Genomic DNA, 17,432 nt, shown 5'->3' with positions numbered 1-17,432 from the left:
CCCCCTGCCCCCACCGCTCGCAAGCTCGCGGCGGGACCCTGCAGGGGGCCTTCCATCCACCCGTCACGAGGCAAGGAGCGTTCCGACGTGGTGCACGAGGAGACGGTGTACGAGGCGCTCGAGCACGCGCCTGGCGACGAGGCGCACTGGGTGTTCGGCACCGGCTTCGACGACCCGCTGGCCGGGGTGGACACCACCGTCCCCGACGGCGTCGACCCGGCCGACCTCGGCGTCTACTGCCTGATGCTGGGCGACGACGCGCTCGTGCTCGCCCAGCGGCTGATCCAGTGGACCACCCGCGCGCCGGAGCTGGAGGAGGAGGTCGCGCTCGCGAACGTCGCCCTCGACCTGCTCGGCCAGGCGCGGCTGCTGCTGGCCCGCGCCGGGTCGGTCGGCGTCCTCGGCCGCTCCCGCGAGCACGCCACGGCGTCGATCCCCGACGAGGACGCGCTGGCCTACTTCCGCGATCCCGACGAGTTCCGCAACACCGGCCTGGTCGAGGCGCCCAACGGGGACTTCGCGCAGACCGTCATCCGGCTGTTCGTCGCCGCGAGCGTCCGGCTCGCCCTGTTCGCCCGGCTGCGCGACTCCCGGGACCCCGTGCTGGCCGCGATCGCCGCCAAGGGCGTCAACGAGCTGGCCTACCACCGCGACCACGCCGCGCGCTGGCTGCTGCGGCTCGGCGACGGGACGGCGGAGTCGCACCGCCGGGCCCAGGACGGCGTCACCGCGGTGTGGCCGCTGCTGGCCGAGCTGTTCACCGCGACCGACGTCGAGACCCGCCTGGCCGCCGCGGGGGTGGCCGTCGACCCAGGGGAGCTGCGCGCCGAGGTGCGGTCGGTGCTGCTCGAGGTGCTGGACCGGGCGACCCTGTCCGCGCCCGCCTGGCCGGCCGACACCCCGCCCCGCGGGCGGGCCGGGGAGCACGGGCCGGAGCTCGCCGACCTGCTCGCCGAGCTGCAAGGACTGGCGCGAGCGCACCCGGCGGCGACATGGTGAGTGTGATGACCACCACAACCGAGCCCCGTGCCGTGGCCGACACCGTCACCGACCCCGAGCTGCCGATGCTCACGCTCTCCGACCTCGGCGTGCTGCGCGACGTCCGCGTGGAGGAGGGGATCGTGGTCGTGGAGATCACCCCCACCTACACCGGCTGCCCGGCGATGGGCACGATGCGGGCCGACCTGCTGCGCGCCCTGCACGAGGCCGGCTTCCCCGACGTCGACGTCCGCACGGTGCTCGCGCCGCCGTGGAGCACCGACTGGATCACCCCCGACGGCCGCCGCAAGCTCATCGAGGCCGGCATCGCCCCGCCCGGTCCGGCGCCGCGCCGCGAGCCCGGCCCGGTGCCGCTGCAGCTGGGGCCGTCCCGGCGGACGGCGTCCTGCCCGCTGTGCGGGTCGGCCGACACCGAGGAGCTCAGCGAGTTCAGCGCCACCGCGTGCAAGGCGCTGCGCCGGTGCCGCTCGTGCCGCGAGCCGTTCGAGCACGTGAAGGAGATCTAGTGACGGCGAGCACCCGACGGCGCCCGCAGTTCCACCGGCTCGAGGTGGCGCGGGTCGAGCGGCTGACCGACGACGCGGTCGCGGTCACCTTCGCCGTCCCCCCGGAGCTGGCCGCGGACTACGCCTTCGAGCCCGGCCAGGCGCTGACCCTGCGCCGCGTCGAGGGCGACCGCGACGAGCGGCGGTCCTACTCGATCTGCGCGCCGATGGGGGCCGCCCCGCGGGTCGGCGTCCGCGAGGTGCCCGGCGGCTTCTTCTCCTCCTGGCTGGTGCACTCGGTGCGGCCCGGCGACGAGATCGAGGTGCTGCCACCCTCGGGCACGTTCACCGCCGACCTCTCCGTGCCCGGCGACCACGTCTTCGTCGTCGCCGGCTCCGGCATCACCCCGGCGCTGTCGCTGGCCGCCACCGTGCTGCGGGACGGCGAGTCGACCGTGACCGTCTTCTACGGCAACCGCCGCACCAACACGGTGATGTTCGCCGACGAGCTCGCCGACCTGAAGGACCGCCACGGCCCCCGCCTCCAGCTGGTGCACGTGCTCTCCCGGGAGCCGCGGGACGCCGAGCTCACCAGCGGCCGGCTCGACGGGCCGCGGCTGCGCACCCTCGTCGAGCGGTTGGTCGACGTCCCGCACGTCGACCACTGGTGGCTGTGCGGCCCGCACGGGATGGTCACCGACGCCCGCGCGCTGCTGGCCGAACTCGGCGTCCCGGCGGAGCGGGTGCACCAGGAGCTGTTCTACGTCGACGACGTCCCGCCGCAGCCGGTGCGGGGGGACGACGAGACCGTCGCCGGCCCCAGCTGCGAGGTCACGGTCGTACTGGACGGCCGCTCGACGACGATGGCGCTGCCCCGCGACGTGCCGGTGCTCGACGCCGCCCAGCGGGTCCGCGGCGACCTGCCCTTCGCCTGCAAGGGCGGCGTGTGCGGCACCTGCCGGGCGCGGGTCACCGACGGCGAGGTGCACATGCGCCGCAACTACGCCCTCGAGCCCGGCGAGGTCGAGGCGGGCTACGTGCTCACCTGCCAGTCGCTGCCGGTGTCGGAGACGGTGACCGTCGACTTCGACGCCTGACACCCAGGGCGGTCACGGTCGGCGGCGCCGGTCGGGCCGATCCGGGACGATGGGGGAGTGACGGCACCCGCGCAGGAGCTCATCGTCCTGGTCGACGACGACGGGACGGCGATCGGCACCATGCCCAAGCCGCTGGTGCACCACGGGGAGACCCCGCTGCACCGCGCCTTCTCCGCCTACCTGTTCGACGACGCCGGCCGGCTGCTGGTCACCCGCCGCGCCGAGGGCAAGCAGACCTTCCCCGGCATGTGGACCAACACCGTCTGCGGCCACCCCGGCCCTGGGGAGGACGACGCCGCCGCCATCGCCCGCCGCGCCGACTTCGAACTCGGCCTGCGGGTCGGCGAGCTGCGGGAGGCGCTGCCGGGTTACCGCTACCGCGCCGAGTTCCGCGGCGTCGTCGAGAACGAGGTCTGCCCGGTCTACCTCGGCCGCTTCACCGGCACCCCCGCGCCCGACCCGACCGAGGTCGGCGACTGGGAGCTGCTGGACTGGGCGGCGTTCCGCCGCCGGCAGGAGACCGAGGGCGACGCCTGGTCGCCCTGGTGCCGCGAGCAGGCCCGGCTCATCGAGGACGCCGGGCTGGCGCCCCTGAGCTGACCGTGAGGGCAGCACCACGGGCAGTGTCGGCCACTCTCCACGCCCGTGTCGTTGCGGTGCGCCACGCCACCCCGCTCCTAGCGTCCGCCGCGTGGAACGCCGACGGTTTCTGCTCGTCCTCGCAGCCGGCCTCGCCGGGACGGCGCTGGGCCGCGGTGCCCTCGACCTCGCCGCTCCGGACGTCGTCGCCCGGGCGGCCACCGTCCCGGTCCCGGCCGCCGAGCCCGTCCCCCGGGTGCAGCTCCCCGAGCCGCCGGTCGGCCCGGTGTCGTCCCTGCCCGGCGAGGGCGCGTCGATCGCCCTGACCATCGACGACGGCACGAACTCGGAGGTGGTCGCCGCCTTCTGCACGTTCGCCGCCGAGACCGGTGTCCGGCTCACCTTCTTCCCCAACGGCAGCTGTCGCTCGTGGGAGGAGAACGGCGACCGGCTGCAGCCGCTGATCGACTCGGGCCAGGTGGCGCTGGGCAACCACACGTGGTCCCACCCCGACCTGACGGCCGTCTCCGACGACGAGGTCGCCGAGGAGATCGGCCGCAACCGCGAGTGGCTGCTGACCACCTTCGGCGTCCGGACGCCGTTCCTCCGGCCGCCCTACGGAGCGCACGACGAGCGCACCGACCGCATCGCCGCCGAGGCCGGCCACCCGACGGTGGTGCTGTGGGACGGCACCCTCGAGGACAACCGGCTGGTGACCCCCGACGAGCTCGTGGCGGCGGCCGACCGGTGGTTCACCGCGCAGTCGATCGTCGTCGGCCACGCCAACCGGCCGACCGTCACCGCCGTCTACGACCGGTTGCTGGCCCTCCTCGCCGAGCGCGGCCTGCAGACGGTCACCCTCGACGACGTCTGGCCCAGCGGCCTGGCCCGCGTGGACGCCACCTCGGGGAGCGCGTCCTGCACCTGACCACCGCCGACCTGCGCCGCCCGCCGTTGTCGGGAAGGGTGGTCGCCGACAGACACGGTCGGTGGACGGAGGAGCGGATGGTCGACAGCGGGACGTTGGCGGGGCGGGTCGCACTGGTCACCGGGGGTGCGAGCGGGCTGGGGAGGGCCACCTGCGTCGCCCTGGCCGAGGCCGGTGCGCACGTCGCCATCGCCGACATCGACGCGGCCGGCAGCGAGGCGACCGCCAAGATCGTCGCCGAGGTGGGCGGCTCGGCCGAGGTGGTCCCGCTCGACGTCACCGACGACGCCAGCCGCCGCGAGGTCGTCGCCCGACTGTTCGACGCCCACGGCGACGCCTTCGACGTCCTGGTCAACGTCGCGGGCATCGACCGGCCCGGGTACGTCACCGACATCGACCTCGCCGACTACCAGCGGGTGCAGGCGGTCAACTGCGAGGGCCCGGTGTTCCTGACCAGCGAGTTCATGAAGCGGGTGCAGCACCTGCCGGAGGGCCGCACCGCGGACGTCGTCCACATCGTGTCGCTGTCGGCGATCACCTCCGGCAGCGGCGCGATCGCCTACAACGGCTCCAAGGCCGGCTTCCTCAACGCGACGAAGTGCATCCAGCGCGAGCTGCGCGAGAAGGCGGTCACGGCCGAGGACGGCACCGAGCGGCCGTTCCCGTGCCGGGTGCAGGCGGTCATCCCGGCCGCCATGGACACCCCGATGATGGAGCAGTGGGGCATCCCGTCCCACCTGATGATGCCGCCGTCGGCCGTGGCCGAGATGGTGCGCTACCTCGTCACGCTGCACCCGGCGGCGTTCGTGCCGGAGATGCAGATCGTGCCGCGACTCGAGCCCAACTTCCCCCGTTGATCCCCGTGACCGGCAAGAGGAGGCGCGGCATGAGCGCGACCGACCCCGAGGACCCGACCCCCGACACCGCGATGGCCTCCGGCTCGGACGCCGGGGAGCCCGGTGGTCACCTCGGCCCCGGTGACCTGGCCCCGGACGAGGAGCGGCTCCTGGCCGCCCTCGAGCGCGACGCCCGCACCGGGAGCGCCGCCCCCGAGGACACGACCGCCGAGGTGCGGGCGGCCGAGGACGAGGCACCGCTGCCGGCCGAGGGCGGCGACCAGGGCGACGGGCTCAGCGCCCGGTTCGCCGCCCCGCCGGAGGACCAGGGCTAGGAGCGCAGCCGGACGGCGACCAGCGCGACGTCGTCCTCCGCGCCGTCGGCGAGCAGCCGGTCGAGGACCTCGTCGCAGACCTCCTCGACCGGCCGCTCCCGCACCCGCGCGAGCTCGGCGCCCAGCCGCTCCACGCCCTCGTCGAAGACCTGGTCGCGGCGCTCGACCAGCCCGTCGGTGTAGAGCAGCAGCGTCGAGCCGGCGTCGAGCACCTCCTCCTGCTCGCTGCGGACGGCGCCGGTGTCCACACCCAGCAGCAGCCCCGCCCACGGGGCCGACAGCGTCCGGACCGTGCCGTCGGGGCCGGCCACGAGCGGCGGCAGGTGCCCGGCGCTGGCCCAGCGCAGCCGCGCGCCGCCGGTCGCCGGGTCGGGCACCAGCCGGCCGACGAGCACCGTCGCCAGGGCGCGCAGCCCCAGCCCGTCGATCGCGCCGTCCAGCCGGCGGAGGACGGCGGCCGGCCCCTCGGCGTTGTCGAAGGCGATGCCCCGCAGGACCCCGCGCAGCTGCCCCATGTCGGCGGCCGCGGCGGTGTCGTGGCCGACCACGTCGCCGATGACCAGCACCGTCGAGCCGTCGGGCTGGTCGAACACGTCGTACCAGTCGCCGCCGACCTGCGCCTCGCGGGCGGCCGGCACGTAGCGCACCGCGATCTCCCGGTCGACCCGCCGCGGCGGCTCGGTGAGCAGGCTGCGCTGCAGCGTCTCCGCGGCGCGCACGATGCTGCGCGAGCGGGCGTAGAGCGCCTCGAGCAGGTGGGTGCGCAGCTCGGTCACCTCGGCGAGCTCGTGCGCCGTCCACGGCTCGGAGCGGTCGCGCACCGTCTCCCGCCACCGGTCGAAGCTCTTGCGGGGGCTGAGCCGGACCTCGTCGCCCTCGCGGGCGGCGATCGCCTTGTTGTGCGGGTCCCCGCCCCAGTCGACGGTGCGCACCGCCTCGGCGCGGTGCCACAGCACGTACTGGCCCTCCGGGAGCGGGAGCACCAGCACCCCGCAGGCCGGGCCGGCCGGGACGCCCGGTGCGTCCAGCGGCAGGGAGGCGGTGGCCACGACGTCCTCGCCCTGCGCGGCGGCCCAGGCGGCGATCGCCTCCGCCACGCCCTCCGGCAGGGGTGCGCCGCGGGTGCCGCTGTGCCGCTGCAGGCACACCACGACGCCGTCGGCCGGCAGCAGGTCGAGCAGGCTGGGGGAGCCCAGCAGGGTCTCGGCCAGCGGGCGGTCCTCGTCGAGGGCCGCCGCGGTCAGCCAGGCGAGGGTGGAGCGCACCCGCAGCGCGCGGTGCACCTCGTCCTCCTCGGCCCGGTCGACCAGCCGCAGCGACAGCGTCGAGCCGAGGAACTCCGCAGCTGCCCGGGTGGCGTGGGGCGGGGCGTGCGGGCCGGTGTAGTGGTGGCAGGCGATGAGGCCCCACAACCGGTCGTCGCGCAGCAGCGAGATGGACATCGACGCCCGCACGCCCATGTTCTGCAGGTACTCGACGTGGATCGGGGAGACGCTGCGCAGCGCCGAGTAGGTCAGGTCGAGCGGCTGCCCGGTCGACGGGAGCGCCACCGGCCGCAGCCGGGCCGGCACGTAGTCGACGTCGGAGATCAGCCGGATCCAGTTCTTCTCGTACAGGGCGCGGGCCTGGGCCGGGATGTCGGAGGCCGGGTAGTGCAGGCCGAGGAAGGAGTTGAGCCCCGGCGCCGCTGCCTCGGCGACGACCTCGCCGTTGTGGTCGGCGTCGTAGCGGTAGACCATCACCCGGTCGAAGCCGGTGAGCTGCCGGACCGCCCGCGCGGTGATGTCGTAGAGCTCCTGCAGCGACGAGGCCCGGTTGAGCTCGCCGACCGTCCCGCGTACCGCCTGGTAGGTGTTCGGGAAGGAGAACGGCCGCGGCCCGTGGGCCGGCTCGAGCTCCACGACGAGGGTGGGCGCCGGGGGCGTCCCCTCCACCCCGGTGCCGGCCACGGCCCGGTGCAGCAGCGCGTCGACGGGCACCGGGCCGCCGTCGACGTCCAGGGTCACCTCGACCGGGTTGCGCTCGCGCAGGTCGCCGAAGGCGCTGGCCGAGCGGGCGACGGCCTCGGCGGCGACGACGCCGAGGACGTCGGGCAGCCGCCGGCCGAGGGCGTCGTCCGGCTCGACGCCGACCAGGTCCGCCAGGTTCTCCGACACCTGCACCACGACGAGGTCGGGCTCGGTCACGGCCAGCAGCACGCCGCGCGGCTGGATGCTGCCCGGCACGTGGATGGGCTCGCGCTCGCAGTTGGAGAGGTCCACCGGCGTGCCCGGCGGGAGCAGCTCCAGGCCGGGCCCGTCGGTCACGACGGCGTCCCGAGCGGGGCCACCCAGCCGGCCAGCGCGCCGAAGGTGGTGACCGCTGCCCCCACGAGCCGGTCGGCGTCGCCCCCGGCGGCCACCCGCTCGCGGGTCACCCGCCGGTAGGCGTGCCACATGGCGCCGGTCTCGGTGCCGTAGGGGGAGAAGGCGCCCACCCGCGCGTCGGGGCCGAGGGTGGGCAGCGTGGCCAGGTGCCGGGAGATGAAGGTGCCGCCGAGCGTGGAGCCCTCGAGCACGTAGAGCCGGCCCAGCGCCTGGTCGGTGTCCCCGACCTCCTCCAGCTCGGGGTCGGGGCCCGGCTCCGGCGCCGCGCCGAGTGCCGCCAGGTCGTCGGCGAACAGGTGCGCGCGGCGGCGGCGGGACCAGTCGACGGTCGCGGCGTCGGCCGGCTCGCGGCGGGCCCACGCGTCCAGCCCCGCCTCCGCCGCCGACCAGAACGCGTGCAGCCGGGCCAGCACGGCGACCAGGCGGTCGCGGCGCAGCTCCGGGTCCATCAGCGCGAGGGTGGCCTCCACCTGCTCGTGCTCGGCGGACGTCGCCGACCGCAACGTCGTGAGGACGTCGGCGCGCCCCGCATCTCGAGGCAACGCCTCTCCTCCCACACCGGCTGGCCACCCGAGGGTAGGCCACGCACGCCCTCGGGGGCGCGCGACGACGAGGCCGGCCGTACCGCTGTCGCTGGTGGGAAGGGCGGGAGCTGCCTAGCGTCGGGTGTGTCGACGTCGCCGGTGCCGGAGGTGGTCCGTGCTCTCGCAGAAGGCACTCCTGCTCGGCGCCTCGCGGCGGCCCGAACTGCGCCGGCTGGTCACCGGCACCGCCGCGACCCGGCGGGTGGTCGACCGGTTCGTCGCCGGCGAGACGCTGGACGACGCGCTGGCCGTCGTCCGCCGGCTGACCGGCGAGGGCCTCGCGGTCACCCTCGACCACCTCGGCGAGGGCGTGACCGACCGCGCCGAGGCGGTGCGCTCCCGCGACGCCTACCTCGCCCTGCTCGACGGGCTGGCCCCGCTGGGCCTGGGCCGGCGGGCGGAGGTGTCGGTGAAGCTGTCGGCGTTCGGGCAGGCGCTGCCGGGCGGCGGCACCGACCTGGCGCTGGAGCTGGTCCGCCCGGTGGCCGAGGCCGCCGGCGCGATCGGCACCACGGTCACCCTCGACATGGAGGAGTCGGCCACCGTCGACTCCACCCTGACCGTGCTCGCCGAGCTGCGCCGCGACCACCCGGGCACCGGCGCGGTCCTGCAGGCCGCGCTGCACCGCACGCTCGACGACGCGCAGGCGCTGGCCGTGCCCGGCTCTCGGGTGCGGCTGGTCAAGGGCGCCTACGACGAACCACCGTCGGTCGCCTTCCAGAGCCGGGCCGAGGTCGACGCCGCCTACGCCCGCTGCCTCGGCGTCCTGGTGCGCGGGCCCGGCTACCCGATGGTCGGCACCCACGACCCGCGGCTGATCGCGATCGCCCAGCGGCTGGCGGCGCAGACCGGCCGGACGCCGGAGACGTGGGAGGTGCAGATGCTCCACGGCATCCGCACCGCCGAGCAGCGCCGGCTGGCCGCGGCCGGGGTGTGCGTGCGGGCCTACGTGCCCTATGGCGCCGACTGGTACGGCTACTTCATGCGCCGCCTGGCCGAGCGGCCGGCCAACCTCCGCTTCTTCCTCCGCTCCCTCGCCACCACGTCCTGACCCTTCCCAGCCGAAGTGGCCACTTTGGCCGCCGTCCCCTCAGGAGGACCCGATGGACGCCGTCACCCGTGTGCCCGCGCCGCGCAACGAGCCGGTGCTCACCTACGCCCCCGGCTCGCCCGAGCGGGCGGCCCTGCAGCAGCGGCTCACCGAGCTGGCCGCCGAGCCGGTCGAGCTGACGATGGCGCTGGGCGGCACGCACCGCCTCGGCGGCGGTGAGCGCTTCGACGTCGTCCAGCCGCACCGGCACGCCGCCGTCCTCGGGACCGGCGCGCACGCCACGCACGCCGACGCGCAGGAGGCGGTGCGCTGCGCGAAGGAGGCCGCGCCCGGGTGGCGGGACCTCTCCTTCGACGACCGCGCCGCGGTCTTCCTCCGGGCCGCCGAGCTGCTCGCCGGGCCATGGCGGCAGACCCTCAACGCGGCGACCATGCTCGGCCAGAGCAAGACCGCCTACCAGGCCGAGATCGACAGCGCCTGCGAGCTGGTCGACTTCTGGCGGTGGAACGTGCACTTCGCGCGGGAGGTCCTGGCCGAGCAGCCGGTCTCCAGCCCGGGCGTGTGGAACCGGGTCGACCACCGCCCGCTGGAGGGCTTCGTCTACGCGATCACCCCGTTCAACTTCACCGCGATCGCCGGCAACCTGCCCACCGCCCCGGCGCTCATGGGCAACACCGTGGTCTGGAAGCCCGCGCCCACCCAGCAGTTCGCCGCGCACTTCCTCATGCAGCTGCTCGAGGAGGCCGGACTGCCGCCGGGGGTGATCACGATGGTCACCGGCAACGGCGTCGAGGTGTCCGAGGTGCTGCTGGCCGACCGCGACCTGGCCGGCATCCACTTCACCGGCTCGACGGCCACGTTCCAGCACCTGTGGCGGACCGTCGGGCAGAACATCGACCGCTACCGCGGCTACCCGCGCATCGTCGGTGAGACCGGCGGCAAGGACTTCGTCGTCGCGCACGCCTCGGCCGACGTCGACGTGCTGCGCACCGCGCTGATCCGCGGCGCCTTCGAGTACCAGGGGCAGAAGTGCTCGGCGGCGTCGCGGGCCTACGTGCCGCGCAGCGTCTGGGCGCTGCTGCGCGACGACCTGGTGGGGGAGACCGAGGCGCTGCCGATGGGCGACGTCACCGACCTGTCCAACTTCCTGGGCGCGGTCATCGACCGGCGGTCGTTCTCCAAGCTCGCAGGCGTCCTGGACCGGGCGACCGACGACGACGCGCTTACCGTCGTCGCGGGTGGCAAGGCCGACGACAGCGAGGGCTTCTTCGTGCGGCCGACGATCATCGAGGGCACCGACCCCGGACACGAGGTGTTCACCACCGAGTACTTCGGGCCGGTGCTCGCCGTGCACGTCTACGACGACGCCGACTACGACGCGGTGCTCACGCAGATGGAGTCGGTGGCGCCGTACGCGCTCACCGGCGCGGTCATCGCCTCCGACCGCGCGGCCATCGCGCACGCGCAGCGCTTCCTGCGGTTCGCCGCGGGCAACTTCTACGTCAACGACAAGCCGACCGGCGCCGTCGTCGGCCAGCAGCCCTTCGGTGGCGGGCGGGCCTCGGGCACCAACGACAAGGCCGGCGCCGCACAGAACCTGCTGCGCTGGACGAGCACCCGCTCGATCAAGGAGACGTTCGTCCCGCCGACCGACCACCGCTACCCGCACATGTCGTGATGCGGAGGCTCACGGCGCAGGGAACCTGCGCCGTGAGCCTCCGCTCACCAGCGGTCGAGGTGCAGCACGCTGTCCAGCGGCTCGCGCGCGGCGGGCTTGAAGGTCTCGCCGGTGTAGAAGGCCGTCGGCACCAGGGCCGCCTGGTGGACGCCCTCCGGGAGGCCCAGGATCTCGGCGACCTCGGCCTCCCGCGCCAGGTGCAGCGAGGTCCACGCCGTGCCCAGCCCGCGGGCGCGGGCGGCCAGCATGTAGCTCCACACCGCGGGCAGCAGCGAGCCCCACAGCCCGGCCTGGTTGCCCGCGGGCAGCGGCCCCCCGGTGGCGATGCACGGGACGAGCAGCACCGGCACCCGGCCCATGACCTCGCCCAGGTGGACGGCGCTGTCGCCCACCCGCTGCTGCACCTGCGACCGCTCCGGCCGGTCGGCGAACAGCTTGCCCGCGAAGATGCCGGACTCCGCGTAGCGCTCCACCTGCTCGCGGTAGATCTCGCCGATCGCCTTGCGCTGCCCGGCGTCGGTGACCACCACCCACTGCCACGACTGCACGTTGGACCCCGACGGCGCCTGCAACGCGATCTCCAGGCACTCGCGGACCAGTTCCAGCGGCACCGGCCGGGTGAGATCCAGCCGCTTGCGCACGGCGCGGGTGGTGGTGAGCAGCTGGTCGGGTGTCAGCGGCAGCGTCATGGGGTCACCCTGCCCGACGCCGGCCAGTGCACCAGGCCGTCGGGACCGGTCACGGCACCCGCCGACGGGGCGTGCGGGGTCAGCCGGCCGTCGGGCATCAGGTGGTCGACGGGCACGCCGCGGGCCAGGACGGCGACGTCGGCGACCAGCCGCCGGTGGCAGCGCCACCACACGCTCTCGCTGCACATCACCGCGACGGTGGCCGCGCGGGCCTCGGCCAGCACCGCGTCCAGGGCGGCGCCGAACCCCGCCGTCCGGGTGTGCGCGGCGTAGGCGGCGAACTGCGCGACGGTCCACCAGTCGTCGGCGACCGGCTCGCCGGGCGGCAGCCGGCGCCGGCCGCCGAGGCGCTCCTCCCACCGGTAGCCGATCCCGGCCGCGGGCAGCCACTCCTCCAGCGCCTCGCGCCGCACGTCGGGGTGGGTGCGGCTGCCCGGGAACCGGCGGACGTCGACGACGAGGTCCACGCCCGCCCCGGCCAGCCGCGCGCCCAGGCGGGTGCGGTCGTCCCGGCCGTGGCCCACGGTCAGCAGCACGGGCGCTCCCTACCCGGCGGGCGGCCGCCCTCCCGCGCCGGTCATGCTGGTCGGCCGGGCGACGGGGCCCGGAGCGAGGGGAGCGGCGTGGCGGGGACGGCGGAGGTGCGGACGTCGCTGTGGCGGCTGCCCGCGATGCGGGCGCTGATCGGTGCGACGGCGCTGGGGTTCGCCAGCTACTGCCTGACGCTGGCGTCACTTCCGGCGTACGCGGTCACCGGGGGTGCCGGCGCCGGGACTGCTGGCGTGGTCACCGCGGTCTTCCTGGTCGTCACGATCGCCGTGCAGTCGGTCGTGCCGGCGCTGACCGAGCGGTTCGGCATCGGCCCGGTCCTCGCCGCCGGCCTGGTGGCCCTCGGTGCGCCGTCCCCGCTGTACGTGCTGGACGACGGGCTGGCCTGGCTGTCGGCGATCTCGGTGGTGCGCGGCGCCGGCTTCGGCGTCCTGACGGTGCTGGGGGCGACGCTCGCCGCCCAGGTGGCCCCGGTGGAGCGGCGCGGGGAGTCCATCGGGCTGTACGGCCTGGCCATCGCGGTGCCCAACCTGGTCGCCGTCCCCGCCGGGGTGGCGCTGGTCCTCGACGGGCACGTCGCCTGGCTGGCGTGGCTGGCGGCCTCCCCGGTGCTGGCGCTGCCGCTGGTGCCGCTGCTGGCCCGGTCGGTGCGCCTGGAGGCGACGGCCGGGCGGCCCTCCCGCGCGGCGGCGCTGGCCGCGCTCGCCCCGTCGGGAGTCCTGCTCGTGGTCACCCTCGCCGGCGGCGGGCTGGTGACGTTCCTGCCGATCGAGCGTCCCGAGGGGGCGGTGGCGACGGCGGCGCTGCTCGTCCTCGGCATTACCGGCGCGATCACCCGCTGGCGGGCGGGGTTGCTGGCCGACCGGCTGGGCCCCCGGTTGCTGATGCCGCTGGGACTGCTCCTCTGCGCCGCCGGGCTGGCCGTCGTGGCGCTGGGGCTGGTCGCCGGCGACGCGGTGGTCCTCGTCGGGGCGGGGGTGTTCGGCGCCGGGTTCGGGGCGGTGCAGAACCTCACCCTGGTGACCGCGTTCGCCCGGGCCGGGGAGGGCGGGGCGACAGCGGCCAGCGCCATGTGGAACGCCTCGTTCGACGTCGGCACCGCCGCCGGAGCGCTGGCGCTCGGGGTGGTCGCGACCGGGCTCGGGCTGCCGTGGACCTACGTCGTCGTCTCGGTGGCGCTGGTCGCCACGCTGCCGGTCGCGCTGGTCGCCACCCAGCGCTGACCGGGGCCGGCGACCCTGTCGGCCGGCCGGGGACGGGTGTAGGAGACCGGCATGGGCGAGGCCGAGGTGCTCGAGCTGTTCCGCCGCGCGGTGGCCGGCGACGACGCGCAGGCGATGCGGGCCGGGCTGGAACGGCTGCTCGGCCTCTCGTCGGGCGGCGCGCTGTCGGCCGAGGACGAGTACCGGGTGCGGCACCCGGACTACGTCATGGAGATGCCGCAGTCCGGCGAGCGCATCCGCGGCCGCGACGCCATGCGGGCCATGCAGGAGGCGTTCCCGGCCCCGCCGCGCATCCGGTTGCGGCGGGTCGTCGGAGCCGGCCGGGTGTGGGTCGTCGAGGGCGTCAACGACTACGGGGCCGGCGACGTCTGGCACGTCGTCCTGACACTGGAGCTCGACGACGACGGCCGGATCCTGCGCGACACCCGCTACTACGCCCAGCCGGTCGAGGCCCCGGCCTGGCGGGCCGCGTGGGTGGAGCCGCTCGGCTGAGCGTCAGCCGGCGAGGCCGTCGGCGACCGCCTGCTGTGACCGGATGAGCACGACCTCCTCGGCGGCCCGCAGCAGCCAGCGGCGCAGCCCCTCCGGGTCGTCGCGGTGGGCGTCGCGGAGCTGGCCGAGCCGCAGCTGCCGGGTGCTGGCCTGGGCCCGCTGCGCCGGGGGCAGGCGACGGCCCTCGGCGCGGGCGACCGACGTGAGGCCGGCGCCGACGAAGACCAGCTCACGGATGGTCGGGACGCCGGCCAGCAGCTCCTCGGCCGCGGCTGCGTCGTCCTCGGTGAGCAGGCGGAGCAGTTCGTCGGCGGTGCGCCGGCCGGTGCCGTGTGCGTCAGTCACGGGGAGCCATTGTCCTGCACCCGCACTGCCGGCGTTCCCCGCGCCCTGCGGTGCCTCCAGGACCCGCGGTGCACGAGGAACGCCGGCAACGGGGGACTACGCGTCGCGGCGCGAGAACGTCGTCGCCGCGAGCGCGAGGAGGACGGCGACCTCGGCGGCGAAGACCGCGAAGCCGGCCCACGGGTCGAGCAGCATCGGGTTGAACGACTCCGGGGTGGCGATCCGGCCACCGGCGTTGCCGGGCATGAGCTTGGTGGCCCACTCGCCCCAGGCGTCGGGCAGCAGCATCACCATGTTGCCGACCACGAACACCAGCCCCAGCACGATCGACAGCGCCGCGGCGGTGTGCCGGACCAGCAGACCGACCGCGGCGGCGAGCAGCCCGAGGCCGGCCATGTAGAGGCCGCTGCCGACCAGGGCGCGCAGCACCCCGTCGTCGGTCAGCGCGAGGCCGATGCCCTCCCGATCGAGGAACCAGTTGCCCGCGAGGTAGCCGGCCAGGGCGGTCAGCGTGCCGGCGACGGACAGAGTGCCGGTGAGGACGACGGCCTTGGCGGCGAGCACCGTGCCGCGGCGCGGGTTCGCGGCGAGGGTGGCCCGGATCATGCCGGTGCCGTACTCGCCGGTGACCGCCAGCGTGCCCAGCAGGATGGCGGTGACCTGGGCGAACATCATCCCCCAGGTGACGAAGGCGCCGGCCGGCTCACCGGTGTCCCCCGCGGCGAGGTCCTCGGCGGCCAGCGCGCAGACCAGCGTGGTCAGCCCGGCGCCGAGGACGAACATCGCCACGACCGACCAGGTGGTCGACCGCACCGTCCAGAACTTGATCCACTCGGCGCGGACGGCCGCGTCGAACCCGGGGGCGGGGGTCTCGGTGCGGGTCCAGGCGTGGGTGCCCACGGCGGTCATCGCTGTGCTCCGGCGGGGGTCGCGGCGTACTCGACGCTGTCGGCGGTCAGGGTCATGAAGGCGTCCTCCAGCGAGGAGCGCACGAGGGTGAGCTCGTGCAGCAGCAGCCCGGCGCGGCCGACGAGCTCGCCGACCCCCGGGGCGTCGAGCCCCTGCACGCGCAGCTCGTTCCCGTGCGCGGCGACGTCGAGGCCGTGCCGCCGCAGCACGGTGGCGGCCTCGTCGTGCTGGGGGCTGCGCACCCGCACGTAGGAGGCGGCGTGCTCGGCGATGAAGTCGGCCGTCGAGCAGTCGGCCAGCACCCGGCCGCGGCCGATCACCAGCAGGTGGTCGGCGGTCTGGGCCATCTCCGCCATGAGGTGGCTGGAGACGAACACGGTGCGGTCCTCCGCGGCCAGGTCGCGGGCCAGGGTGCGCACCCACCGGATGCCCTCCGGGTCCAGCCCGTTGACCGGCTCGTCGAGGACGACGACCGGCGGGTCACCCAGCAGCGCCGCGGCGATGCCCAGGCGCTGACCCATGCCGAGGGAGAACCGGCCCACCCGCTGCTCGGCGACCGCGGTCAGCCCCACGAGGTCGAGCACCTCGTCGACGCGGGCGCGCGGGATGCCGTTGCTCGCGGCCAGCCAGCGCAGGTGGTCGCGGGCCGAGCGGCCGGGGTGCAGGGACCGCGCCTCGAGCAGCGCGCCCACCTCGCGCAGCGGGGCGGGGGCGGTGGCGTAGCGGCGGCCGTTGACGGTGACGTTGCCGGAGGTGGGCCGGTCCAGGCCCAGGACCATCCGCATCGTCGTCGACTTGCCGGCGCCGTTGGGGCCGAGGAAGCCGGTCACCCTGCCGGGCTCGACGGTGAAGCTGACGCCGTCGACGGCGGTCCGGGTGCCGTAGGTCTTGGTGAGCCGGTGCGCGGTGATCATGCGATCACCGGGGCGGGAGAGGTCATGCCGTCGAGGCTGTCGGCTACGGGCGCCGGGGGACATCCGGGAACGCCCTGGACCGACCCTGAACGGTCCCGGACCCGTCGCCAGCGGCGAGATCGGCGATCTCGCCCGATTGGACCGCCGGGAGTGCGCGAAATCGGCGATCTGGGTGGGTTGGACCGCCGGGAGTGCGCGAGATCGGCGATCTGGGTGGGGTGGACCGCCGGGAGTGCGCGAGATCGGCGATCTCGGCGGCCCGGATCAGGCGGTGCGGGGCAGGTCCACGGCCGGGTGCAGCAGCCGCCGCAGGGTCACCGCGGCCTCCCGGCCGGCCCGGTTGGCGCCGATGGTGCTGGCCGAGGGGCCGTAGCCGACCAGGTGCACCCGCGGCTCCCCGGCGACGTGCGTGCCGTCCATCCGGATACCGCCGCCGGGTCCGCGCAGGCGCAGGGGTGCCAGGTGGCCGAGCGCCGGACGGAAGCCCGTGGCCCAGAGGATCGCGCCGGCACGGACCGACCGGCCGTCGTCCCAGGCGACGCCGTCCTCGGTCAGCCGGTCGAACACCGGCAGCCGGTCCAGGACGCCGCGCTCCCGGGCCGCCCGCACCCACGGGGTGACCACGAGCCCGGTGACGCCGACGACGCTGCCGGGGGATCGCCCCTCGCGGACGGCGTCGGCCACCAGCGCGACCGCCGCGCGCCCGGCCTCGGGACCGAACGCCTCCTCGCGCCAGACCGGCGGGCGCCGCGTCACCCAGGTGGTGTCGGCGACCTCGGCGATCTCGCCCAGCAGCTGCACCGCCGACGCCCCGCCGCCCACCACGACGACCGACTGCCCGGCGAACTCGTCGGCGCCGCGGTAGTCGACCGGGTGCAACTGGCGGCCGCGGAACAGCTCCTGCCCGGGGTAGCGCGGCACGAAGGGGCGGGTCCAGGTGCCCGTGGCGTTGACCACGGCCCGGGCGGTCCAGTCGCCCTGCGGCGTCCGGACCAGGAACCGGTCGTCGCCGAGACGCCGGACGGCGCGCACCCGGACCGGCCGCTGGACCGGCAGCCCGAACCGCCGCTCGTAGTCGGCGAAGTAGGCAGGCACCGCCTCGGCGGCCGGGACGTCGTCGGCCGCGGCGGGAAAGGCGAGGCCGGGCAGGTCGTGCACGTGGTGGGTGCGGGCCAGGGTGAGCGAGGGCCACCGGTGCTGCCACGCGCCACCGGCACGGGCGTCGGCGTCCAGGACGACGAAGCCCGTGCCGGGCGCGAAGCCGACCCGCGCCAGGTGGTACGCGGTGCTCAGCCCGGCCTGCCCGGCGCCGATGACCACGACCTCCACGTCCCTGTCCACGTACGGGACAACCGGGGGCGGGCCCGGCTGCT

At 75.6% G+C, this 17,432-nt stretch carries 19 protein-coding genes; 11 read left to right on the top strand and 8 right to left on the bottom strand.

The window, feature by feature from the left end; genetic code table 11:
* The first annotated feature begins 87 nt into the window (after positions 1-87).
* The 7 genes from paaC (at position 88) to ACI78Q_RS09580 (ending at position 5,259) form a co-directional block, all read left to right on the top strand.
* Complete coding sequence (paaC, locus tag ACI78Q_RS09610) at positions 88-999, top strand: 1,2-phenylacetyl-CoA epoxidase subunit PaaC (protein ID WP_456923113.1); 912 nt, start codon at positions 88-90, stop codon at positions 997-999.
* Positions 1,000-1,004: 5 nt separating this feature from the next.
* Entirely contained in the window at positions 1,005-1,505 is a 501-nt protein-coding gene (gene paaD / locus ACI78Q_RS09605) for a 1,2-phenylacetyl-CoA epoxidase subunit PaaD (RefSeq protein ID WP_456923112.1), read from the top strand.
* Complete coding sequence (paaE, locus tag ACI78Q_RS09600) at positions 1,505-2,581, top strand: 1,2-phenylacetyl-CoA epoxidase subunit PaaE (RefSeq protein WP_456923111.1); 1,077 nt, start codon at positions 1,505-1,507, stop codon at positions 2,579-2,581. The genes paaD and paaE overlap by 1 nt, the downstream gene beginning before the upstream one ends.
* A gap of 57 nt (positions 2,582-2,638) precedes the next feature.
* Positions 2,639-3,181, top strand: a complete 543-nt coding sequence (gene idi, locus ACI78Q_RS09595) for an isopentenyl-diphosphate Delta-isomerase (RefSeq protein ID WP_456923110.1) — start codon at positions 2,639-2,641, stop codon at positions 3,179-3,181.
* Positions 3,182-3,272: 91 nt separating this feature from the next.
* Positions 3,273-4,088 (top strand): polysaccharide deacetylase family protein, encoded by an 816-nt coding sequence (locus ACI78Q_RS09590; protein ID WP_456923109.1) that lies wholly within the window; start codon positions 3,273-3,275, stop codon positions 4,086-4,088.
* Positions 4,089-4,165: 77 nt separating this feature from the next.
* Complete coding sequence (locus ACI78Q_RS09585) at positions 4,166-4,945, top strand: SDR family NAD(P)-dependent oxidoreductase (RefSeq protein WP_456923108.1); 780 nt, start codon at positions 4,166-4,168, stop codon at positions 4,943-4,945.
* Between the two features lie 29 nt (positions 4,946-4,974).
* A complete protein-coding gene (locus tag ACI78Q_RS09580) occupies positions 4,975-5,259 on the top strand; it encodes a hypothetical protein (RefSeq protein ID WP_456923107.1) in 285 nt (94 codons plus the stop codon).
* On the opposite strand, the gene ACI78Q_RS09575 is transcribed toward ACI78Q_RS09580, so the two are convergent.
* Both ACI78Q_RS09575 and ACI78Q_RS09570 read right to left on the bottom strand, forming a co-directional pair.
* Complete coding sequence (locus tag ACI78Q_RS09575) at positions 5,256-7,565, bottom strand: SpoIIE family protein phosphatase (protein WP_456923106.1); 2,310 nt, start codon at positions 7,563-7,565, stop codon at positions 5,256-5,258. The genes ACI78Q_RS09580 and ACI78Q_RS09575 overlap by 4 nt on opposite strands.
* Positions 7,562-8,167 carry a biliverdin-producing heme oxygenase gene (locus tag ACI78Q_RS09570; RefSeq protein ID WP_456923105.1) on the bottom strand — a complete coding sequence of 202 codons (606 nt, stop codon included), beginning with the start codon at positions 8,165-8,167 and terminating at the stop codon, positions 7,562-7,564. The genes ACI78Q_RS09575 and ACI78Q_RS09570 overlap by 4 nt, the downstream gene beginning before the upstream one ends.
* Positions 8,168-8,324: 157 nt before the next feature.
* Between ACI78Q_RS09570 and ACI78Q_RS09565 the strand changes: the two genes are divergently transcribed.
* Both ACI78Q_RS09565 and pruA read left to right on the top strand, forming a co-directional pair.
* Positions 8,325-9,260, top strand: a complete 936-nt coding sequence (locus tag ACI78Q_RS09565; protein WP_456923103.1) for a proline dehydrogenase family protein — start codon at positions 8,325-8,327, stop codon at positions 9,258-9,260.
* A 52-nt stretch (positions 9,261-9,312) separates the two neighbouring features.
* The gene (gene pruA / locus ACI78Q_RS09560) at positions 9,313-10,938 is read left to right on the top strand and encodes an L-glutamate gamma-semialdehyde dehydrogenase (RefSeq protein WP_456923102.1); all 1,626 of its coding nucleotides are present in this window, start codon (positions 9,313-9,315) and stop codon (positions 10,936-10,938) included.
* Between the two features lie 44 nt (positions 10,939-10,982).
* Here pruA and ACI78Q_RS09555 read toward each other — a convergent pair whose 3' ends face one another.
* Together ACI78Q_RS09555 and ACI78Q_RS09550 are read right to left on the bottom strand one after the other, a co-directional pair.
* Positions 10,983-11,627, bottom strand: coding sequence for a nitroreductase family protein (locus ACI78Q_RS09555; protein WP_456923101.1), 645 nt, complete (start codon positions 11,625-11,627; stop codon positions 10,983-10,985).
* Positions 11,624-12,163 carry a DUF488 domain-containing protein gene (locus tag ACI78Q_RS09550; RefSeq protein ID WP_456923100.1) on the bottom strand — a complete coding sequence of 180 codons (540 nt, stop codon included), beginning with the start codon at positions 12,161-12,163 and terminating at the stop codon, positions 11,624-11,626. Before ACI78Q_RS09550 ends, ACI78Q_RS09555 begins: the two co-directional genes overlap by 4 nt.
* A gap of 87 nt (positions 12,164-12,250) precedes the next feature.
* Between ACI78Q_RS09550 and ACI78Q_RS09545 the strand changes: the two genes are divergently transcribed.
* Entirely contained in the window at positions 12,251-13,399 is a 1,149-nt protein-coding gene (locus ACI78Q_RS09545; RefSeq protein ID WP_456923099.1) for an MFS transporter, read from the top strand.
* Between the two features lie 51 nt (positions 13,400-13,450).
* Positions 13,451-13,891: a nuclear transport factor 2 family protein gene (locus tag ACI78Q_RS09540; RefSeq protein ID WP_456923098.1), complete on the top strand. Its 441-nt coding sequence runs from the start codon at positions 13,451-13,453 to the stop codon at positions 13,889-13,891.
* Between the two features lie 3 nt (positions 13,892-13,894).
* Here the strand turns inward: ACI78Q_RS09540 and ACI78Q_RS09535 are convergent, their stop codons facing one another.
* From ACI78Q_RS09535 to ACI78Q_RS09520, 4 genes are all read right to left on the bottom strand, one after another.
* Positions 13,895-14,236 (bottom strand): hypothetical protein, encoded by a 342-nt coding sequence (locus ACI78Q_RS09535; RefSeq protein ID WP_456923097.1) that lies wholly within the window; start codon positions 14,234-14,236, stop codon positions 13,895-13,897.
* Between the two features lie 96 nt (positions 14,237-14,332).
* Complete coding sequence (locus ACI78Q_RS09530) at positions 14,333-15,145, bottom strand: ABC transporter permease subunit (protein WP_456923095.1); 813 nt, start codon at positions 15,143-15,145, stop codon at positions 14,333-14,335.
* On the bottom strand, positions 15,142-16,059 hold the full coding sequence (locus tag ACI78Q_RS09525) for an ABC transporter ATP-binding protein (RefSeq protein WP_456923094.1): 918 nt from the start codon (positions 16,057-16,059) through the stop codon (positions 15,142-15,144). The genes ACI78Q_RS09530 and ACI78Q_RS09525 overlap by 4 nt, the downstream gene beginning before the upstream one ends.
* 264 nt (positions 16,060-16,323) lie before the next feature.
* Positions 16,324-17,388, bottom strand: coding sequence for an NAD(P)-binding domain-containing protein (locus ACI78Q_RS09520; protein ID WP_456923093.1), 1,065 nt, complete (start codon positions 17,386-17,388; stop codon positions 16,324-16,326).
* Between the last annotated feature and the right edge of the window lie 44 nt (positions 17,389-17,432).

This window comes from Geodermatophilus sp. SYSU D00705 (genome assembly GCF_054050135.1).
The sequence above is the reverse complement of the archived record's forward strand: the minus strand, read 5'-3'. Positions and strand labels throughout refer to the sequence as shown.